The 20,026-nt window shown below is 36.2% G+C and carries 17 protein-coding genes and 2 pseudogenes; 10 read left to right on the top strand and 9 right to left on the bottom strand.

What is annotated here, in order from left to right:
* The first annotated feature begins 9 nt into the window (after window positions 1-9).
* Window positions 10-3,180, top strand: coding sequence for a type I restriction endonuclease subunit R (locus NY10_RS07940; RefSeq protein ID WP_058919465.1), 3,171 nt, complete (start codon window positions 10-12; stop codon window positions 3,178-3,180).
* 272 nt (window positions 3,181-3,452) lie between these two features.
* Complete coding sequence (locus NY10_RS07935; RefSeq protein ID WP_058919464.1) at window positions 3,453-3,830, top strand: pyridoxamine 5'-phosphate oxidase family protein; 378 nt, start codon at window positions 3,453-3,455, stop codon at window positions 3,828-3,830.
* A gap of 482 nt (window positions 3,831-4,312) precedes the next feature.
* Here NY10_RS07935 and NY10_RS12695 read toward each other — a convergent pair whose 3' ends face one another.
* Window positions 4,313-4,474, bottom strand: a complete 162-nt coding sequence (locus NY10_RS12695) for a hypothetical protein (protein WP_197408958.1) — start codon at window positions 4,472-4,474, stop codon at window positions 4,313-4,315.
* Window positions 4,475-4,811: 337 nt separating this feature from the next.
* Here NY10_RS12695 and NY10_RS07930 point away from each other — a divergent pair, with 337 nt between their 5' ends.
* The 3 genes from NY10_RS07930 to NY10_RS07920 all read left to right on the top strand — a co-directional run bounded on the left by NY10_RS07930 (window position 4,812) and on the right by NY10_RS07920 (window position 6,624).
* A complete protein-coding gene (locus NY10_RS07930; protein ID WP_058919463.1) occupies window positions 4,812-5,021 on the top strand; it encodes a hypothetical protein in 210 nt (69 codons plus the stop codon).
* A gap of 257 nt (window positions 5,022-5,278) precedes the next feature.
* The gene (gene truA, locus NY10_RS07925) at window positions 5,279-6,019 is read left to right on the top strand and encodes a tRNA pseudouridine(38-40) synthase TruA (RefSeq protein WP_058919462.1); all 741 of its coding nucleotides are present in this window, start codon (window positions 5,279-5,281) and stop codon (window positions 6,017-6,019) included.
* A 380-nt stretch (window positions 6,020-6,399) separates the two neighbouring features.
* Window positions 6,400-6,624, top strand: a complete 225-nt coding sequence (locus NY10_RS07920) for a hypothetical protein (protein ID WP_058919461.1) — start codon at window positions 6,400-6,402, stop codon at window positions 6,622-6,624.
* Between the two features lie 327 nt (window positions 6,625-6,951).
* Here the strand turns inward: NY10_RS07920 and NY10_RS12440 are convergent.
* The 4 genes and pseudogenes from NY10_RS12440 to NY10_RS07905 form a co-directional block, all read right to left on the bottom strand.
* Window positions 6,952-7,296 (bottom strand): annotated as a pseudogene (locus NY10_RS12440) (DUF1304 domain-containing protein).
* An 18-nt stretch (window positions 7,297-7,314) separates the two neighbouring features.
* On the bottom strand, window positions 7,315-7,602 hold the full coding sequence (locus NY10_RS07915) for a putative quinol monooxygenase (protein ID WP_058919460.1): 288 nt from the start codon (window positions 7,600-7,602) through the stop codon (window positions 7,315-7,317).
* Between the two features lie 17 nt (window positions 7,603-7,619).
* A complete protein-coding gene (locus NY10_RS07910) occupies window positions 7,620-8,249 on the bottom strand; it encodes a nitroreductase family protein (protein ID WP_058919459.1) in 630 nt (209 codons plus the stop codon).
* 2 nt (window positions 8,250-8,251) lie between these two features.
* Window positions 8,252-8,671, bottom strand: a complete 420-nt coding sequence (locus NY10_RS07905) for a MarR family winged helix-turn-helix transcriptional regulator (RefSeq protein ID WP_058919458.1) — start codon at window positions 8,669-8,671, stop codon at window positions 8,252-8,254.
* 432 nt (window positions 8,672-9,103) lie between these two features.
* Here NY10_RS07905 and NY10_RS12435 point away from each other — a divergent pair, with 432 nt between their 5' ends.
* On the top strand, window positions 9,104-9,187 hold the full coding sequence (locus NY10_RS12435; protein WP_231726797.1) for a hypothetical protein: 84 nt from the start codon (window positions 9,104-9,106) through the stop codon (window positions 9,185-9,187).
* A gap of 50 nt (window positions 9,188-9,237) precedes the next feature.
* A pseudogene (locus NY10_RS12805) lies at window positions 9,238-9,424 on the top strand (type IA DNA topoisomerase); the annotation flags it as partial.
* A gap of 130 nt (window positions 9,425-9,554) precedes the next feature.
* On the opposite strand, the gene NY10_RS07895 reads toward NY10_RS12805, so the two are convergent.
* Window positions 9,555-11,270: a catalase gene (locus tag NY10_RS07895; protein WP_058919456.1), complete on the bottom strand. Its 1,716-nt coding sequence runs from the start codon at window positions 11,268-11,270 to the stop codon at window positions 9,555-9,557.
* 325 nt (window positions 11,271-11,595) lie between these two features.
* Complete coding sequence (locus NY10_RS07890) at window positions 11,596-12,909, bottom strand: IS1380 family transposase (RefSeq protein WP_058919455.1); 1,314 nt, start codon at window positions 12,907-12,909, stop codon at window positions 11,596-11,598.
* 263 nt (window positions 12,910-13,172) lie between these two features.
* Between NY10_RS07890 and NY10_RS07885 the strand changes: the two genes are divergently transcribed.
* The gene (locus NY10_RS07885) at window positions 13,173-13,598 is read left to right on the top strand and encodes a cupin domain-containing protein (protein WP_058919454.1); all 426 of its coding nucleotides are present in this window, start codon (window positions 13,173-13,175) and stop codon (window positions 13,596-13,598) included.
* Between the two features lie 750 nt (window positions 13,599-14,348).
* Window positions 14,349-16,130 (top strand): pyruvate oxidase, encoded by a 1,782-nt coding sequence (gene spxB, locus NY10_RS07880; protein ID WP_058919453.1) that lies wholly within the window; start codon window positions 14,349-14,351, stop codon window positions 16,128-16,130.
* 70 nt (window positions 16,131-16,200) lie between these two features.
* On the opposite strand, the gene NY10_RS12895 is transcribed toward spxB, so the two are convergent.
* Entirely contained in the window at window positions 16,201-16,323 is a 123-nt protein-coding gene (locus NY10_RS12895; protein WP_257721131.1) for a helix-turn-helix domain-containing protein, read from the bottom strand.
* A gap of 339 nt (window positions 16,324-16,662) precedes the next feature.
* Between NY10_RS12895 and NY10_RS07875 the strand changes: the two genes are divergently transcribed.
* A complete protein-coding gene (locus NY10_RS07875; protein ID WP_376821393.1) occupies window positions 16,663-18,582 on the top strand; it encodes a heavy metal translocating P-type ATPase in 1,920 nt (639 codons plus the stop codon).
* Between the two features lie 178 nt (window positions 18,583-18,760).
* Here the strand turns inward: NY10_RS07875 and NY10_RS07870 are convergent, their stop codons facing one another.
* The gene (locus NY10_RS07870) at window positions 18,761-20,014 is read right to left on the bottom strand and encodes an NAD(P)H-dependent oxidoreductase (RefSeq protein WP_058919451.1); all 1,254 of its coding nucleotides are present in this window, start codon (window positions 20,012-20,014) and stop codon (window positions 18,761-18,763) included.
* Between the last annotated feature and the right edge of the window lie 12 nt (window positions 20,015-20,026).

Raw genomic sequence — 20,026 nt, 5'->3', positions numbered from 1 at the left:
ATGAGTTCAATGAATAAAATCAATCATCGTGATGAAGCTGAAATTGAAAAACATCTCATTGATGTGTTGGGGGAAGGACATAACCAATGGACTTATCGCCCAGATTTGAAATCTGAGGAGGATCTTTGGCAAAACCTGCGCCATAAAATCACGCAAAATAACCTATCTGAAATTGAAGAACATCCTTTGACCGATAAAGAGTTTGACACCATCAAAACAGAATTGCTTTTGCGTACTCAAACGCCGTTTGATGCGGCAAAATGGTTAAAAGGAGAAAACGGCATTTCTCGGATCACCATTGATCGTGAAGACAGGAATTTAGGTTCAGTCTCATTGGTTCTTTATTCTAACCAAGATATTGGCGGCGGCATTTCCAGCTATGAAGTGGTCAATCAGATCGCCAAGAAGGGCAGTAGTGTTGATGCACGCGATCGTCGTTTTGATGTGACCTTATTGATCAACGGATTGCCGATCATTCAAATTGAATTGAAACAAGTGACTGCAAAAGATGGGGTTTACCAAGCGTTTAATCAAATTAAAAAGTATGCAGAAGAAGGAATGTTCAGAAATAATATCTTTTCAACTTTGCAGTTATTTGTCGTATCCAATGAACAAACCACACGCTACTTTGCGAATGCGATGCCAAAAGACATGCACCGGAAATTCTTGTTTAGCTGGCGTACGAGAGACAACAAAAAAGTAGATAATTTATATGAATTCTGCAAACAAGCCTTGAACATCCCGGATGCCCATCGTTTGATTGCACATTATACGATCGTCAGTGAAGACCAAGACAATAAAACACTGATGGTTTTGCATCCGTATCAAGTTCACGCGATTGAAGCGCTCTTTACAGCTGCCAACAAACACCAATCAGGTTATGTGTGGCATGCAACTGGCTCAGGAAAGACCTTGACCAGTTTCGTTTCGACAAAGCTGCTTGCAAGAAAATCAGGTATTGATCGGACAATTATGTTGGTGGACCGGAAAGATTTGGATAACCAAACGACTAGTGAATTTACGAAATTTGCTTCAGAATTCAATACCGGCATATCTTCAGGAAACTCTAAAGCAAATAGCCTGATTGTTGGAACGGGAAGTGCTAAAGAATTAAGCGATACCCTTTTAGCAGATGCCAATTCGAATGTTATCATTGTTACCACTCGTCAAAAGTTGGATGCTGCTTTAAAGTACGCCAACAAGCAAGAAGAACAAAAAGGAACGAACCGCTACCGTAAATTAATGGGTCAGCATATCGTCTTTATTGTAGATGAATGCCATCGTGCTTTAAGTGCTGAAAACATGGAAGAGATCAAAGCATTTTTTCCTAATTCTACTTGGTTTGGTTTTACCGGAACGCCTATTTTTAATGAGAACAAGAAACAGGCTAAAGGCCAACTGGCACGAACAACCCATGACCAATATGGAGAAGTTCTACATACGTACACCATAAAAAATGCATTGGAAGATGGAGCTGTCTTAGGGTTTCAAGTAGAACACGAAGACACGATTGAACCCACTTCTTTAGACAATAAAATCCATCACCAGTTTCGTGTGAATGAGAAATATGCTCACTATACAACTGAAGAGATTAATAAAGTAATTGATGAGATGGATGGCATCAAAAAGGAAAGTTATTTGGCAAGCAGCACATATGAAGATGATGAACATATTCAAAAAGTCATCCATAAAATTTTCCGGCCGGATAATGCCTATACGAAATTCGATTTTCGAAACGGAAAACCGACAAAGTCAGCGATTCTAACGACTAGCTCTATTGTCATGGCAAAGAAGTACTATCAAGCGATCAAAGAAATGATGAAAGATTCAGATTGGATGGAAAAAGAGTTTCCCAATCATCCAGTTCGAGCAGGACGTACAATGGATGATCCAGACTTTCCGCGAATTGCCATTACCTACTCACTGGAAGAAAACGCAGGTGATTCCAGTGAACAGCAAAAAGAAATGCAAGAAATTATCGAAGAATACAATGCTTATTACCATACTGCCTGGAATTTAGCAGAGATTGATCGTTATAACGGAGATATCAATAATCGATTGGCACGAAAACGAGCTGAATTTAAACAATTTGGCCGGCAAGTAGACTTAGTCATTGTTGTAGACCGCTTATTAACGGGCTTTGATGCGCCCACAGTCCAAACTCTTTTTGTAGATCGGAATTTAGACTATGCCGGTTTGATTCAAGCTTTTTCTAGAACCAATCGGACGTATCCAGACAAGACTAAAGGAATGATTGTGACTTTCAGGAAACCAGCAACGATGGAAAAGAACGTGGCAGATGCTACTAAATTGTATTCAGAAGCAAAAGAAGAAACAGGGTTGATTTATCCGACCTATACGGAATCCAAGAAACGCTTCAAAAAAGCCTATCGAAAAATCCAAGAATTCACATTCGTATCTGATGAGCTAGACGAGCACAGTTCTGTAGAAACTCGTGTCGATTATGTCAAAGCTTTTCAAGAGTTGAACAACGCCTATGAATCTCTGGTTACTTATGATGATTACAATGATGATATGGAACAATCATCAGCACTGCAAGGACAAGTGAATGTCTTGGAAGAACAAGTGGGAGTTTATGAAACGGTTAAAGGATCACTTATCGACATTGAACCGGATCCAGATCAAATAGATCCAGAAATACCGGATTTTTCAGAAATATCCTTTTACACGGATAGTACGATCAAGTTATACGATATCGATTCCGCTTATATCGATCAATTATTGGGAATTTATGCAGCCAATAGTTTAGATGCGAGGGAAGAAATTGAGAAAGCTTTGCAGAAGCTAAACAAGACGGAAAGCGTCAAACAAGTCTATCGACACATTTTAAATGCGATTGACCAGGAAGAAATCGACGCAAAAGAAGATATTTTTGTGATAAAAAGACACTTCTTTACTCAAGCACAGGATCAATTGATTCAGGATTTTTCTAAAGAGTGGTTTGTATCTCCCAGCGAACTAAGGTCTTCAGTCGTTCAATACATGATTGGTATGGAATCCATTCCCAATCTCAAAGGAATCATTGAAAGCAAAGATTACGACGCCTATAAAAACCTTCACCCAGAAGTAAAACCATTTAAATACCCTCAAGCCATGAAGCGCGCCTGGCGGGAAGTATTAGACGAACAGATCTTGCCGTTAGATAATGAATTAAGATGATAAAAGATGAAATAATTTCGGTCGCTCAAAAAAACATAGCTAGTTTATTTGATGTAGGTGTTCCAACTATAAATAAGCATCAAAAAATATAGTAAAACAAGAGAACTTTCTGAAGAATGAACTATTTCCAAATGGACATAGTTCAAAACGAATACGAAATACTGGAAGGTTAGGATTAATTAATCTTCCAATATTCATACCTTGTATTGAACGCACATTCGGAAAGGGGTATAATAAAAAAGTCACAAAGGTACGTAAGAGGAGGAAAAAATGTGTTAAGTAAAAAGTTTTATGAGGTAATTCAACAAGAAGGAGTTGTTTCCGTAACTTCATGGGGAAATGATGATAAGCCCAACGTTAGGTGTACTTGGAATTCCTATCTGCGTATTATGGAGGACGAACGTATTTTAGCTCCTATCGCAGGATTTACAAGTGTTCAAGGTGATGTTGTTAAGAATGACCAGGTTATTTTAACATTAGGCAGCCGCGAAGTAGAAGGATTCAATAACTATCAAGGAACTGGCTTCTTAATAGAAGGCCGGGCACGTTTTACAGATTCTGGTAATGAATTTGAACAAATGAAAGCAGAGTTTCCTTTCATGAATAAATTACTTGAAGTAACTGTAGAATCAACTAAACAGCTCCTTTAAACTATACCCTTTAATTATCTACGCTATATATCCTGTAGCATTATTAGCTAGTTATTCAAAAGACACATTGTATTCATTGCAGTGTGTCTGTTTTTCTAGATGTGTCCGTCTCGGACAACAGTATAGAAACTTACTCTATTACTGGAAGTTAAAATGATTTTTAATTATCTTAGCCGCATCTTCAGGAGAAAGAGACGTATTATCAATTTTCAGATAATGATAAAAAGGAATTTCGCCTTCTATGCTTTCGCAACGCCACCAATTATCAACGTCTAATAAGTTCTTGTTAGACTAATCTAAATTTCTTTTTGAAGGTTTATTCTCAAGACGATTTTGCGTTTGGTTTCGCTTCAACCGTTCTTCTTGTGTAGTCACGAGCTTTATGCAACAAACTTCTTCGTTTCTTTTCGTAAACAATCCGCTAATATAATTTATGTATTCCTAATCAGAAGGTTGGTAAAATGCCCACAAATAAGTAAATACTAACCTGTAATCTTCTGTCTTAGCGTATTCATCTTGAAAAACTTCTCGAAGTCTTTTAATGGCTTGTCCATTGTATTCACCAAATACTTCAATAGCTGGTTCAATTGTCCTACTGTCATTTTTCCAACGGCAGCATTCCCAATAAGCAGCACTAGTTTCATCTATTTCCCCTCCATCTCCAAATAAACCAGAAAGCAAATTTATTGTATAACAGTTCTTTTATTTTGAGCTGGTTTCTAACTTATATTAGTAGTTAAGCATAGCAAATGAGATAGTTCTTACCAATATTCTCTTACTACTATTTACTTTTAGAGCCGGTCAAAGTTGATTCATAACATAATGTGTTTTCTAGACTAGTCTAGCTTAATGATATGCCTTCCATCTATTTAATTGTATCAACTCATGCTATAATGAGGAGCTTAAGATAAATGGGCTTTTACTTTGAACGGATGCCAAGAAAAGCCTCCGACTATCGATAAAATATGGAGGTGTAAGAGAATGAATAAACAATGGACGATTGATACGATTAAAGAATTCGTTGAAAAAAATTCAGACAGTAAGTTGCTGACGACAGAATATCACGGTTTTTCTCAAAAACTACTATTAGAATGCGAATGCGGCAACAAGTTTGAAAAATCCTTTACGAAATTTAAAAACAAAAATCAACGTAAGTGTGAAGTTTGCCAACCGCTAAAAGAGGCACGCTAAACATAGAGGGAATAAACGAAATGCCGGTTTCTTTTAAGAGAAGTCGGTATTTTTTTGGTGTAACCGTTGTTCTGCATTTAGCAGTTAAAGGCCCCCCTGCCTTCATAATATGTAAAAAAAAGCTTTAGTAAATATGGTTTTCAATAATATGTTTTAAGTTATTTCGTGTATTTATAGAGTCTTTTTGACGTACGCAATTAAATGCGGCATAGTAATAAAAGAAACGAAAACAGAATAAGATGAATAAGAGGGATAACATGAGAAACATTAAAATGAGCATTGAATATGACGGCGGCAGATACCAGGGATGGCAAAGACTAGGGGATTCTGACAAAACCATTCAAGGGAAAATAGAGAATATCCTGTCGGAAATGACGAAAACCAACATTGAAATCGTCGGATCAGGCCGGACAGATGCCGGAACCCATGCCAAGGGACAGGTAGCCAATTTCAAGACGACATCTAACTTGGATTTGGTGGCGATGCGGGATTATCTGAACACTTATCTCCCACGAGATATTATCGTTAAAGAATTGGAGGAGGTTCCTGAAAGGTTCCATGCCCGGTATAATGTCGTCGGTAAAAAATACAGCTATTATGTCTGGAATACTGCTGTACCATCTGCATTTGAACGCAATTATAGCTACCATTACCCTGAACAACTTGATGTCGATAGGATGAATGAGGCTTGCAGCAAGCTTATCGGAACCCATGACTTCATCGGTTTCTCTTCGCTCAAGAAGACGAAAAAGTCGACGGTCAGGACTATTGATGAAATTACAATCCACAGAGAAGGTGATTTGCTGAACTTTACGTTTATAGGGGAAGGCTTCCTGTATAAAATGGTTAGAATCATTATGGGGACGCTCCTGGAAATCGGGGCAGGAACAAAAAGTCCAGAATGCATTGATGCCATCTTTAAGAGTGGGGTCAGAAGTGATGCCGGGATGACCGTGCCTTCTCAAGGACTGTTCTTAGATGAAGTTTATTACGATTGATGGGACTAAGATGACGTATTAGATGGTTATCCGCATGAAGGCGTTCTTTCAAATAGAGCAATAAAAATTGAGATTGAAAAAATCACACAGTAGATAGCAAAAAAGAAACTAAAAAAGGGCTAACCAGCGATGAAGTAGGAACACAAGAAGCCTTTCTAAAAAGTATCTCAAATTTTATTAACCATTTGATTGGTTTAAAAAACAAAATGTTTATACATGATTTCATTTCTAATACAAAATAAACATGTATTGGAGAGGTTTATAAAAAAAGAACCCTATGGAGATAGAATTCCCTATACGGGATTTTATCCAATTTCATGTATCGAATTTTTAAGTTAGCTAGGGTACAATAAATCTAATCAGTATAGAGGAGGAAGAGTATGAAAAATGCAGGTGAATGTCCAAAGTGTGCATCAAGAAATATTGTAAGAATTCCAGGCCAAACAGGTGCGGTTGGAATTGGTAATAATATTTCTATTGGCTCAGTTATTCCTACTTTAGTAGATGTATCAAGATACTTATGTTCTGAATGTGGCTTTTTGGAGGAATGGATTGTCGATAAAGAAGACATAGAAAAAGTAGTCAAAAAATTTAAAGGTAAATAGATTACTAGTGGAGATATAGTGAAAAAAACAAAGAAAGTAAATGGAACCTAAATAATTCATAGTTTTTCTGAAAGCTATCTAAAATCTTGATTAAATACTATACTTACTGAAGAGAGAAATGATAGCTAAAAAAACTGACACCAGCACTGGGATCAGTTTTTTAGTTTTTTAATTAACCCTCTTTTTTTATTGTCTTTGAAACAAGGGGTCAAGTTAAATGTTTTTAGCACATATTAAGGCTCTATATCGGTCTATTGTGTATTAATAATTTGTAAAATCCAAATATTTTTTAACACTAGCTCCTTCGTAGAGACGTAGTTATAAAAATTAAAAGAGTGTTGAAATTAAGGTTACTAGAGCTGGACCACCTTGTGTAAAAATAATTTTTTTACTACTTGTAACACTACCATATGAAGCAACAACTATAATGTAAACTAATAGCAATCTTGTGACTTCAAGAGAATCTGTTGATAAAAATGCACCATAGAGCAATCCTAACCCAAATAAACCATTATATACTCATTGATTTTTGAGTAATACATTAAGTGATTTTTGACTTAATTCTTTCTGATCAATGTTGAATATACGACTTGTCTTGCTAGAAGTTGTAATAATTGTTTGGATATACAGGATATAAAAAAACTCAATTGCAACCACTACCGTTAAAATAATAGATCATGTAGACATAAGTTATTCGCCTAATTCGGAAATTTTTAAGTCTGGCGCTTTTAAGCTGTAATCAGCTATTTTACTAACAAAATTTTGTAGTAAAGGATTTTGATTATGGGTATCAATTGCAAATTGATCTTTCCAAATTTCTACCATAATGAATGTATTTCTTTCTTCTAGTGATTCGTAAAGATTGTAGGCTAAACAACCGTCTTCTTTTCTAGTTTCTGAAATTAATTCTTTGGTGTCTGATAGAAAATTATCACGTTGATCTCCTTTGATAAAAAATGAGGCATTAATAACTTTCATTAAATAATCTTCCTCTCTTATTTAAAAGTAGTGAATTCTTTTGCATCCAGTCGAATAGAATCATATCCTTCTTCTAATGCTTTACCAATGGATAGAATCATGACCGGTACATAACGTTCTTTTTCTAAGCCAAATGCTTCTGCTAATTCATCGGCTTCAAATCCACCAATAGGGTTCGTATCATATCCATAAGCGCGTGCAACAAGCATAAACTGCATAGCAGCTAAACTGGAATCAATTTTTACGACATCATTCATTTCTTCTCTAGTGAAATTTTTGTAATAAGGGATAATTGCAGCTAATTGCTCATCTCTCACTTTTGGAGACATTTTGCCTTCAATTACTGCCTGATTATAAATCGCTTCTCCATACTCATAACATTCCATATCTCCAAATATAAGTATCATTGCTGAAGATGTGTCATTTTGTCTTGTATTGAAACGAATTAATGGTTTCAATTTTTGTTTTTCTTCAGTACTCTCGACAACTACGAAACGCCAAGGCTGCATATTTACTGACGATGGTGCTATGGTTGATTTCTGGATCATTTCAAGCATTTCTTCTTTAGAAATTTTGACACTCTCATCGTACAATCTGATAGATTTTCTATTATAAGCGATATCTGAAAAGTCATTATTTATTGTCATTTTTAAACCTCTTCTTGTTTGATTAACTTTTTAAGCAATAGTTGTAACTGCTTTTCTTCTACAGAACTAAGTAGATGATATAAAGGATTTTGTAGCTTATCATGTTCTTCTTCACAGATTTCAAGATCCTGTTTTGCTTTCTCAGTAATTTCTACGAAGACTTCTCGATTATTTTCTTTATTTCTTTCTCGAATTACATATTCTTTTTCTTCTAGAACTTTTAAATGTCTCGTTACGGCAGCACTATCTATTCGTAGCTTATGCTGTATTTGCTTTTGCGAACATTTTCCTGTTTCTTTAAGAAGCATCATTAATTCATATCTGGTTAAACTAAATCCAGTGGCTTTCTCAAATCTGGATGTCATTTCTTGATTCGCAATCTTTATCTGATAAAGAAGACTACTAAATTCTCTAAGATTCAAACTATACCTCCTTTTTAATTCTATAATTGATTAATCAATCGTTGACAAGTCAAATATGGAATTAAAATATCATTTTGTAAACAATAAAAAATAAATTTAAACAATTACTATTATCCAGGTTTTAGAAAAATCATTAAAATATTTTTCATTTCTAATAAAAAGGAGGTTTAAACATGGTAGTAGTGCAGGTTGGTTTAGAGCTTCCAGATGATATTCAAGAAGGTATTGCAAAAGGTATACCAAGGATGTCTGGTAGTGTTGTTAGAAAGGTCAATAGTGGAGCAATTGTGAGACATTTAAAAGAAGCAAATATTGATAAAGAAAAAGACAGTCATATCTTTAGTTTGAAAAAGGCCAGTGAGATAGTAAGTAATGTAAATCCCAAGACTAAACTAATTGTTGGAAGTTCTCTTATTTTAGGCGTAGCAACTACTGGAGACTCACTCTTATACACAGGTAGAGAAAATGACAGGAATTAGCAAAAGTACCTTAACAAGATATAAGCGGAAGAAATAATTGAAATAGTACAAAATACGTTTAGTAACAGCTAAATAAAGATCCATGTAAAAGAAATCGATAATAGCCTCACTATTGGAACTTGTCCCAAATATCGGAATAATAATATTGGAAAAGGGAAATTTTATGGTTGTTCTAACTATCCGACTTGTAAATTTACTTTATCCAATAATTTTCGAAAAGAAAAATATAAAAGAATTATTAGAGGGCAAAGAAATGTTAGTCAAAAGTATTAAAAAACCTATAATGCAACACTAGTGGTAAATATTATATAAAATAAAAAAATGAGATAACTTTGAGCATAGTCAAAATTATCTCATTTTTTTATTATATTTTAGCATATTAACGACTATTAGTAATGGTTATTTTATAAGACAAATGGATCGTTCATGATATCGGAGTAAGCTGTTGGATCTCCAGCATTTGTATCACGGCCATTTTCACCTAAGTCTTTGGCTGTTTCTGGTACACCAACTGGTTCAGAAGGTACATTTAAATCTGCATAACCACGTGCATTTGCTTCTTCCCAAGCTTTACGAGAATCATTCGGTGTTGGTGTTACATCGACATCATTGATAGCGATATTCATAGCAGCTGCTACACCTTTTCCGTATTCTGGGTCGGCTTGATAAGTATTGCGAATGTGACGGTGTTTGATTTGTAAAGTAGCATCTCCCATATTGCGGGCTGTGTTTTCAAATAACACTAATTGTTGTTCAGCAGACATAGCACGGAATAATTGACCTGGTTGAGTGTAGTAGTCATGATCATCTTCACGGAAATCATAAGTAGCTACCGGTCCGTTATCTTGTGCAGGCGTTTCGTTTTCACGGTTATCAGTCCAGTTACCATAACTGTTTGGTGTGTAATGAACTTCACTTCCGCCGTTCCCGTCAACTCGCATAGCGCCATCACGGTGGTAGATGTGGTGGTCTTTAACACCACGTGGTGCATTTACTGGAATTTGGTGGCTATTAACACCAATACGGTAACGTGCAGCGTCACTATAGCCGAACAAGCGAGCTTGTAGCATACGGTCAGGTGAATAACTGATACCTGGTACAACGTTAAGTGGTGAGAATGATACTTGTTCTACGTCTTGGAAGTAGTTAGCAGCATTACGGTTTAATTCAAATTCACCAACTTCGATGATTGGGTAATCTTCTTTCGGCCACATCTTTGTTAGGTCGAATGGATTATTTTTCCAAGCCTTTGCTTGCTCTTCAGTCATAATTTGGAAATACATCTTCCATTTCGGGAATTGCCCTTGTTCAATGGCATTATATAAGTCGTTTTGATGAGACTCACGGTCTCCTGCAATGACTTGTTCAGATTCTTGGTCTGTTAAGTTTTGGATACCTTGCTCAGAACGGAAGAACATTTTCACCCAAACACGTTCGTTATTTTCATTAATCAAGCTATATGCATGGCTACTAAATCCATGCATATGGCGATAAGATGAAGGAATACCACGATCACTCATCACGATTGTGACTTGTAGCAAAGCTTCGGGTAGAGATGTCCAGAAATCCCAGTTGTTATTAGCACTACGCATGTTTGTACGTGGATCACGTTTAATTGCGCGGTTCAAATCGATAAATTGTTTTGGCTCACGGATGAAAAATACTGGCGTATTGTTACCAGCCATATCCCAGTTACCTTCTTCAGTATAAAACTTCAAAGCAAAACCACGGATATCACGTTCAGCATCAGCAGCACCACGTTCACCAGCTACTGTAGAGAAGCGAGCAAACATTTCTGTTTCTTTCCCAACTTCTGAAAATAATTTTGCTTTTGTATATTTTGATATATCATTTGTAACTTTAAAGGTACCAAAAGCGCCTGACCCTTTTGCGTGCATACGACGTTCAGGAATTACTTCACGGTTAAAGTTTGCTAGTTTTTCTTGTAACCAAGCGTCCTCTAAAAAAGTTGCGGGGCCGCGTTTACCGGCAGTCATGGAGTCAAAGTTATTGTTTACTGGTGCACCACTTTGATGATGAAGTGCTTTTTGATCTCCTGTTGTTTGATTGCGACTAGGTTCTGAACCGTTCAAACCATTCTTGTCCATTGGATTAGACATTTAATCTTCCTTTCATCATTTAAATTTAATAGTACTCTTAATAGTATAGCGGTCTTTAGGCAAAAAAATAAGGTAAATGTTCAAATGTTTAAAAGATAACGTTTTTATATAAAATATCACTAGCCTGAATAATTCATACTTCTAAAATTTATCTGTAAAAGTTATTTTTTTTATCTGTCCATCCCAATTAATTTACTTTTTTATTCATTAAAGGATGGAAAAAGTTAAAATAGGTAAAACGATGAGCTGAATGATAGGGTATTACTTAATTTTGGCCGCACGAACTCCCTGAAAGAAATGAATTTTTTAAAATTCATTTGGATGGTCACCAACAGAGTTGTTGTATTTTTTCTAACAACTGATAGAAACTATCTTGAAAGACATGAGTCGTGCTCAGTTTTAATAGCAATCTACGGCTACTTCGTACCAATTTTCCTGCTACTTTAAATAAATGCAAGCGGAGAGTATCAATTTGAAGTGTCGCTTCTTTTGCTGATAAACAAAGTGTTCGCATAAAGTTAACGATATTGTAAGCCAATAGGCTTATCATCATATGAGCATGATTTTCCAGAAAAGTTGAGCTATCGGTTTTATCAAAATAGAATCCATTCTTTGCTTCTTTAATAAAGTTCTCCATCGTACCGCGATTTTGATAGGTATAAAATATGTTTTCAGCGGATAAATTTTCTGAACAATTGGTGATCACATATTCATGGCGAAAAATCAGCTCTCCTGCTTCTCTAGTTGATTTGATGCAAACCCGACGTTCTTGTGACCAACTTTTTGCTCGATAAGACGTAGAATAGTAGTGAACTTCTTTTTCTTCCCAATGATGATCATCGCCAATTAAAATGAATGATTCTGCTAACTTTGCTAGTTGAGCATTGGCTTTCAGACGAATCACATAAAAGCTTTCGTTCAATTCACAAGTTTCATATACTTCTGGTGTCGCAAAGCCGCTGTCTCCACGCACAAGAATCGTTGTGCAAGGAAGTTTCTGGCTGTAATGATTGAGTAAAGGCCTTAGAAAATCCCTTACACCGTTTGATGTATAAACATTTCCAGAACGAAGTTCTGCCTTTAAAAAGTCGCCCGTTAGCCCATCAAAAGCAACTAAAGGGTGGTAACCGTTTGTTTGATAGTGGGCATTATAGTTCGTTCCTTCTTGATTTCCAAAAGTATCCGAATGAGTAGAATCCAAATCAATGATCATCTCTGTTGTGTTTCGCTTCAATCGTACTTTATCAATCAAAGCTTGATTCAAATCTTGGAATTGACGGATCGTTTTTTCATCTATTCGGTCCCAGAAACGTGAAAGAGAAGGTTGTGAAGCAGCAGTTTCTTTATTTAAAATAAGTTGGAAGATGAGATCTTCCTTCAATAGTTTAGCTGATGAATCTGCAGCGTAGCCAGAGATCAGTTGGAAAAGAAGTTGTTCTAGTAAGGAGATATTGTCGTGTCTCCAGTAAGTCCGGTCCTCTTTGATTTGAAGGAAGCTTTTGGCTAATTCTAAAAATCCAAGTGAGTCCATAAATTCTTTTACTAAAATCAATCCGGCATCTGTTGAAAGATTACCACCAGTGTTGGAAACTGTTAGTTTAGGATTGAAATTTATCCGTTTTTCCTGTAATGTAGCCATTGAGAGAACTCCTTTCATGGTTTAGTTTAGTCACTTTAACCATAACAGATTGGGGTTCTTTTTGTACACCCAAAGGGTGTTGTAAAATATGTGAAATAATGGCTTCACTGTAAGGTTTTAGATAGCTTTCAGAAAAACTATGAATTATTTAGGTTTGAATATAATATTAAATATTTGCTTTTTAACTTAGTTATTAGTAAAGTTATCATATAGATAGTTTGTAATGATTGTAAAATGAAACTTATTCTAAGGAGGAAGAAGAAATGGAAATTAACGATAAAAAATATGGAAAAAAACCTTATATAGTGAATATCGAAGAGGCTACTGTCCAAAATGATAGGTATCGGACAACAATGTGGACGGGTGAAAAATTACAAGTCACCGTTATGTCTATCCAGCCTAATGATGATATAGGGTTAGAAGTTCACCATGGTATTGATCAATTTATTCGTATTGAAGAAGGAAACGGACTATGTAAAATGGGCCCTACAGAAGACAACTTGAATTTTGAACAAAAAGTTAAAGATGATGACGCTGTTTTTGTTCCAGCTGATATGTGGCATAATATCTTGAATACAGGTGATAAACCTTTAAAACTATACACGGTTTATGCAGGTCCAGATCATATTCCAGGTACTATACATGAAACACATGATGATGCACGTAATGATCCTAATGAACAAGACTAGAATAAATTTGTTTTAAATTGAAAAAAAAAGGCTTAGGACTTTTGTCCTAAACCTTTTTTTCCAAATACACTATTATTTTATTTGGATCAGTTTAAGTTCTAACCCAAAATAAACATTTACTAGGTATTAATCTGATTTATTTTTCGCTGTCTATTATAAATGTCGATTAAAATATTCAGATTTCCTAACTTAAAAAACCATGTATATATACCCTTGATTTAATAAGGTTTTATATACACGAATTTATCTAATTTCATGTATCGTATATTATTTTTTATTTAGTATTAACAGTAAAGATAGTAATTCGAGCAGCCTTATCTTTTTACATCTTTTTAGATAACATTTCTCCTATGAAAATAAATACAGCAAATACAATTGCACCTATAACAGCAGCTGTTAATTCAGTTGAATTATTAACAAAGTATTGAGTTAATAAGCTAGCAATAAAATATACACCTACTAGTAATAGGCACTTTTTAAAGTTAATTTTTTCATAATTAGTTGTTCCTTTTTTATTTTTAGTACATCAAAGATGGACAATCTTTATTCGAATCTTTATTTTAATCTAAAGTAAAAAAACTAAAAAAACAATCTTGGTCTAATAAGGTTCTAGATATATGATACTATCCAACTACTTTTCTTTATGAAAACGTATTTAATGGAAAATGAACTTTGATTATTAATCTAAACGTGGTAAAATTGTGTTTGAATTTTATTTTTGCGAAATTAATCTCTAGGAGGATTTTTTAAATGACAGATGGAAAAACTAAAGTTAGTACAGCTTCACTGAAAGTGTTAGCAGGATGGGGAATAGACACAATTTATGGAATTCCTTCGGGAACTTTAGCCCCTTTAATGGAAGCTTTAGGTGAACAAGAAGAGACAGATATTAAATTCCTTCAAGTAAAACATGAAGAAGTTGGAGCAATGGCAGCTGTAATGCAATGGAAATTCGGCGGAAAATTAGGTGTGTGTGTTGGATCAGGTGGTCCTGGTGCATCTCACTTAATCAATGGTCTTTACGATGCAGCTATGGATAACACACCAGTTTTAGCTATATTAGGATCTCGTCCACAAAGAGAACTAAACATGGATGCTTTCCAAGAATTAAACCAAAACCCAATGTTCGACCATATCGCAGTATACAACCGTCGTGTTGCTTACGCTGAACAATTACCAAAATTGATCGACGACGCAATCCGTACTGCTATCTCTAAACGTGGAGTAGCTGTATTAGAAGTACCTGGCGACTTCGGTTACCACGAAATTGCTAACGACGCATTCTACTCTTCAGGTCACAGCTACCGTGATTACGTTTCTTCTGCAATCAATGAAGCAGATATCGACGCAGCTGTTGAAGTGTTAAACAACGCTAAACGACCTGTTATCTATGCAGGTATCGGAACTATGGGACACGGTCCAGCAGTCCAAGAATTATCTCGTAAATTAAAAGCTCCAGTTATCACAACTGGTAAAAACTTTGAAACTTTCGACTATAACTTTGAAGGATTAACTGGTTCAACATACCGTGTTGGTTGGAAACCAGCTAACGAAGCTGTTAGAGAAGCAGATACAGTTCTTTTCGTTGGTTCAAACTTCCCGTTTGCTGAAGTAGAAAATACTTTCGGAAGCGTTGAAAAATTCATCCAAATCGACAACAACCCAACAATGCTTGGTAAACGCCATAACGCAGATGTTGCTATTCTTGGTGATGCTGGTGAAGCAGTTCATTCATTACTAGAAAAAGTAGCACCTGTTGAAGAATCAGCTTGGTGGAATGCTAACTTGAAAAACGTTCAAAACTGGCGTGACTACATGACTAAGTTGGAAACTAAAGAATCTGGTGCTTTACAACTTTATCAAGTATACAACGCTATCAACAAATATGCTGACGAAGATGCAATCTACTCAATTGATGTTGGTAACTCAACTCAAACATCTATCCGTCACTTGCACATGACTCCTAAAAACATGTGGAGAACTTCTCCATTGTTTGCTTCAATGGGTATCGCACTTCCAGGTGGTATTGCAGCTAATAATGTTTACCCTGGACGTCAAGTATTTAACTTAATGGGTGACGGTGCGTTCTCTATGAACTACCAAGATGTTGTTACTAACGTTCGTTACAACATGCCTGTTATCAACGTAGTATTCACTAACACTGAGTATGGTTTCATCAAGAACAAATACGAAGATACAAACACAAACACTTTCGGTACTGAATTTACTGATGTAGACTACGCTAAAATTGGTGAAGCACAAGGTGCTGTTGGTTTCACAGTAAGCCGTATCGAAGACATGGATCAAGTAATGGCTGAAGCTATTAAAGCTAACAAAGAAGGTAAAACAGTTGTAATCGATGCTAAGATCACTAAAGATCGTCCAATTCCAGTAGAAACATTGAAATTAGACCCTGCATTGTACAGTTCAGAAGAAATCAAAGCTTACAAAGAAAAATATGAAGCTGAAGAATTAGTACCATTTAGCGAGTACCTAAAAGCTGAAGGTCTAGAATCTATCTTAGCTAAATAATTTTTTGATGTACAACTTATAGTTTAATAAAAAAGGTGAGTCGCTATGTTATAGTGACTTGCCTTTTTTGTTAGGCAGATTTTATAAAGAACTTTGTCGTACAGTTTGCCGGCAAAGACTTTAGATGATATTGTACCGTTTGTTTGGTAACACCGATCATATCTGCTCCCTCTGTTACCGTTTTATCTGTCAAAACTACACCTACATACATGATTCTATTTTCTACCCTTTATTTTAAATTATCTATTCGTGTACCGTATTAATTCATTGGTTGTTATTAAGGTCTGGAACAACGGCATAAGAAAACAGATTGATTCTGTTGACAAAGTATAATCAAAGGATATAATAAAAGTGTAGACATATGAGTGTATGTTCATATGTAGTTCGTAACTGTTCCGATTTGCGAAAAAAACCAACTGCCATGCAGTTCAAAATGCTGGATGGTTGTAAGCCGAATAGTTTGAAATAAGCGTATAAAAATACACAAGGTTTTAGAAAGGTGATAGAAATGGAAAATGCCGAAAAGAAACAAATGCACACAAGTCATGATCATTCTCATAGCCACGACCACAGTCACGAAGATGAGCATAGTCACGGAAAAATGCCGGTTGTATTATACTTTATTGGGTTAATCGCGTTTTTTATCGCGTTCTTTTTAAAAAATGACAGTTTAGTGTTAAAAAACGTCTTGTTTTTGACGGCTGCTATTACCGCCGGCTATGACGTTATTATCCTTGAAGGAATCAAAGAAACGATTGCAAACTCTAAAAGCCAAAAGAAATTTATGCCCAACTCGCATATGTTGATGGGGTTGGCAGCATTAGGCGCTTCCCTCATAGGCCAATTTAGTGAAGGGGCGTTATTGATTCTCATCTTTTCGGGTGCGCATTTTCTTGAAGAGTACGCTGAGGGAAGAAGTAAAAGAGAAATCACTAAATTACTTGAAATGAATCCAACGACAGCCAGACTGATCATGACTGATGGCACTACAAAAATCGTTGATGTCAGCGAGTTAAAGGTTGGAGACCAACTCCAAGTACTAAATGGTGACCAAGTACCCATTGACGGAATGATTTTATCGGGCACCACCTCAATTGATGAATCTTCTATCAACGGTGAAAGCATGCCTAAAGAGAAGTCAAAAGGAGATGCGGTTTTCGGAAGTACGATTAATGGAACCGGCACTTTTACGATGGAAGTCACTAAAGAAAACAAAGATACGGTCTTCTCGAAAATCTTACAACTCGTCAATCAAAACCAAAACAACCAAACAAAAGCTGCCAGTATTATACAAAAATTTGAACCTAAATATGTTAAGGTAGTTTTGATTTTGGCATCAGCAGTCATTCTATTCACACCTTTTATGTTGGGCTGGTCATGGGCGCACAGTATTTACAGAGGATTAGTTCTTTTGATTGCAGCTTCTCCTTGTGCTTTAGCAGCAAGCACCGTCTCAGCAACGTTGTCCGCAACCTCAAATCTTGCAAAACGAGGAGTGCTGTCAAAAGGGAGTGCTTATTTATCACAATTAGCAGAGATCGATGCCATTGCTTTTGATAAAACAGGTACCCTTACTTATGGGAAGCCTGAAGTAACAAATGTTCATTTTTCTGATGCTGTAAATAAAGAAAACATGATCGATATCGTAATCGCTCTTGAAAAAGAATCGAATCACCCACTTGCAGACGCTATATTAAGAAAGTTCGATGCCAAAAACAAACTACCCATCGAAGTGACCAACCAAATCGGAAAAGGGTTAGTTGGAGAACATGATGGATCCCAATATCGTGTAGGCAAGCCGACTTCTTTTGAAGATGTTTCTGCTGAATACACTCGTTTAAATGCTAAATGGGCATCAGAAGGAAAGACCGTTGTATATATAGCCGAAAACGAAACAGTTATTGGGCTGATAGCTCTGATGGATGTTCCGAATAAAAATGCAAAAGCAACGATTGATTACTTTAAGAAACTCGGTATCCATACGACTTTGATCACTGGAGACTCAGAGATGACTGGAAAAGCTGTTGCTGAACAATTAGGAATAGACGAAGTTGTCGCTAATGTTATGCCTGAAGACAAATCTAACATTATAGAACAACAAAAAGAAAAATACGGAGTAACGGCCATGGTCGGTGATGGTGTGAATGATGCACCAGCCCTTGTTACAGCAGATATCGGCATTGCTATGGGAGACGGTACCGATGTAGCAGTAGAAGTATCGGATTTGGTTTTAATGCAAAGTGATTTGTCTAAATTAGTAGAAGCTCACAAAGTTTCTTCAAAAATGAATCGTGTTACTTGGCAAAACATTATTTTTTCAATGGCAGTAGTTGTCTTTTTAATTGTCGTTAGTTTCTTGGGATTAACCAATATTGCGATTAGTGTAATCGTCCATGAAGGAAGTACTTTAGTGGTGATACTAAATGGGCTCCGGTTGCTACGATCTCGCTAACGGTTCGAAATACGCCAGTTGTCTGGTTTGTCAGTAATAAAATCGCGTAAAGCGGACAAGCAAGCAGCTGGATGTTCAAATCTAAGCATAAAAAATACGTTTACTAAAACAAACAGACCCGGCAAGCAGAAATGCTTATCGGGTCTATTTATTTTTTAGTTGGATCGTTTTAATACTATTATCCCTTAACAGAAGCACTCGAAACGCTGTCTACGGCTACAGCTACTGGAACTTCTTCTTCGCTTTCGGTAACACTAGCACTTGAAACACTGTCTACTTCTTCTTTTTCTTTAGTAGAAGCACTTGATACTGCATCGACATCTCCAACCAACGTTTGTTTGGTTTGTTTTAAATACCAGTCGATGATTGGTTTGAAGTCTAAAATGAATTCATTGATTCCGACATAGTTGCCTTCTTCGTCGTGCATGGCTTGGTAATTATGAACGACGTATTTATCTGGTCCGTGTGTTGGCACGTGAACCCGGACAGCATCTTGTTCTCCTGAACGCAGTTGTTGAATAACCCATTCAACATTTTTCAATGCTTTTTCTGGGTGGCAATTTGCCAACGGGTTTCCTGCTTGTCCAGGTACACGAGACGCTAACATCTCACTGCCAGGTTTTGTATGGTTGTAGTATAAGAACTGGTTGTTTTGGTCAGCATATGTTAATTCCATCGGCATAGACGCTAAGAAGTAATTCAATTGATCAACGGTAAGGATTCCGCGATTTAATTTAACATAGGCTTTTCCTTCGACAGCGTTAACGGCTTCAGCAGCTCGCTCGACCCAATCCTCAGCAGACATATCGACGCCTTCAATGGTTGTGTCGCAAGTTCCTGTTGCATGCAAATCTTCTGGTTCAGCAGGTTTTGGTTTAGGACCTTCTAATAAAGACACAACATTGATAAATTGGATGAATTTTTGCAAAGAGCTTTCTAAAAAGTTGCTTGTATTTTGATCTTTTAAATTTTCATTTTCGTCAAAAGCTTCTTTTACCTTGCCTAATAAAAACTCATTACCGGGCAGGACCATCGCATTAACACCAGGAGCATCTAGAATTTGACGCAAGTGCAGTTGTGCGCGAGAAGAACCTTGATCGTAATAAGATGCGCCAACGATCATGACGGGTTTGTTTTCTAATGGATGGATTTTAAACGATAACCATTCCAATAAGCTCTTTAAACCAGCGGGAATGGTGCGGTTGTGTTCAGGTGTAGCGATGATGACGCCATCAGCACTTAAGATTTTGTTGCTGATCTTTTGAATAGCAGGGCTGCTTGTTTGGTCATCGCTTTGGTTGAACAACGGAATGTCTTTGATTTCTAGTACCTCTAATTCGAACAAATGACCAAATTGTTTAGCAATGTATTTTAACAATAAACGATTATATGATACTTCTGCGTTAGATCCTACAATACCGACTAATTTCATTTTCTTTCGTCT

The organism is Carnobacterium sp. CP1 (assembly GCF_001483965.1).
Taxonomy (GTDB): Bacteria; Bacillota; Bacilli; order Lactobacillales; family Carnobacteriaceae; genus Carnobacterium_A; species Carnobacterium_A antarcticum.
The sequence above is the reverse complement of the archived record's forward strand: the minus strand, read 5'-3'. Positions and strand labels throughout refer to the sequence as shown.

Excerpts from the sequence above, each read along its gene's own strand:
- NY10_RS07940 (WP_058919465.1), top strand. The coding sequence starts at position 10 with ATGAATAAAATCAATCATCGTGATGAAGCTGAAATTGAAAAACATCTC.
- NY10_RS12695 (WP_197408958.1), bottom strand. The coding sequence starts at position 4,474 with ATGAAACTAGTGCTGCTTATTGGGAATGCTGCCGTTGGAAAAATGACA.
- NY10_RS07930 (WP_058919463.1), top strand. The coding sequence starts at position 4,812 with ATGAATAAACAATGGACGATTGATACGATTAAAGAATTCGTTGAAAAA.
- truA (WP_058919462.1), top strand. The coding sequence starts at position 5,279 with ATGAGAAACATTAAAATGAGCATTGAATATGACGGCGGCAGATACCAG.
- NY10_RS07920 (WP_058919461.1), top strand. The coding sequence starts at position 6,400 with ATGAAAAATGCAGGTGAATGTCCAAAGTGTGCATCAAGAAATATTGTA.
- NY10_RS07915 (WP_058919460.1), bottom strand. The coding sequence starts at position 7,602 with ATGAAAGTTATTAATGCCTCATTTTTTATCAAAGGAGATCAACGTGAT.
- NY10_RS07910 (WP_058919459.1), bottom strand. The coding sequence starts at position 8,249 with ATGACAATAAATAATGACTTTTCAGATATCGCTTATAATAGAAAATCT.
- NY10_RS07895 (WP_058919456.1), bottom strand. The coding sequence starts at position 11,270 with ATGTCTAATCCAATGGACAAGAATGGTTTGAACGGTTCAGAACCTAGT.
- NY10_RS07890 (WP_058919455.1), bottom strand. The coding sequence starts at position 12,909 with ATGGCTACATTACAGGAAAAACGGATAAATTTCAATCCTAAACTAACA.
- NY10_RS07885 (WP_058919454.1), top strand. The coding sequence starts at position 13,173 with ATGGAAATTAACGATAAAAAATATGGAAAAAAACCTTATATAGTGAAT.
- spxB (WP_058919453.1), top strand. The coding sequence starts at position 14,349 with ATGACAGATGGAAAAACTAAAGTTAGTACAGCTTCACTGAAAGTGTTA.
- NY10_RS07875 (WP_376821393.1), top strand. The coding sequence starts at position 16,663 with ATGCACACAAGTCATGATCATTCTCATAGCCACGACCACAGTCACGAA.
- NY10_RS07870 (WP_058919451.1), bottom strand. The coding sequence starts at position 20,014 with ATGAAATTAGTCGGTATTGTAGGATCTAACGCAGAAGTATCATATAAT.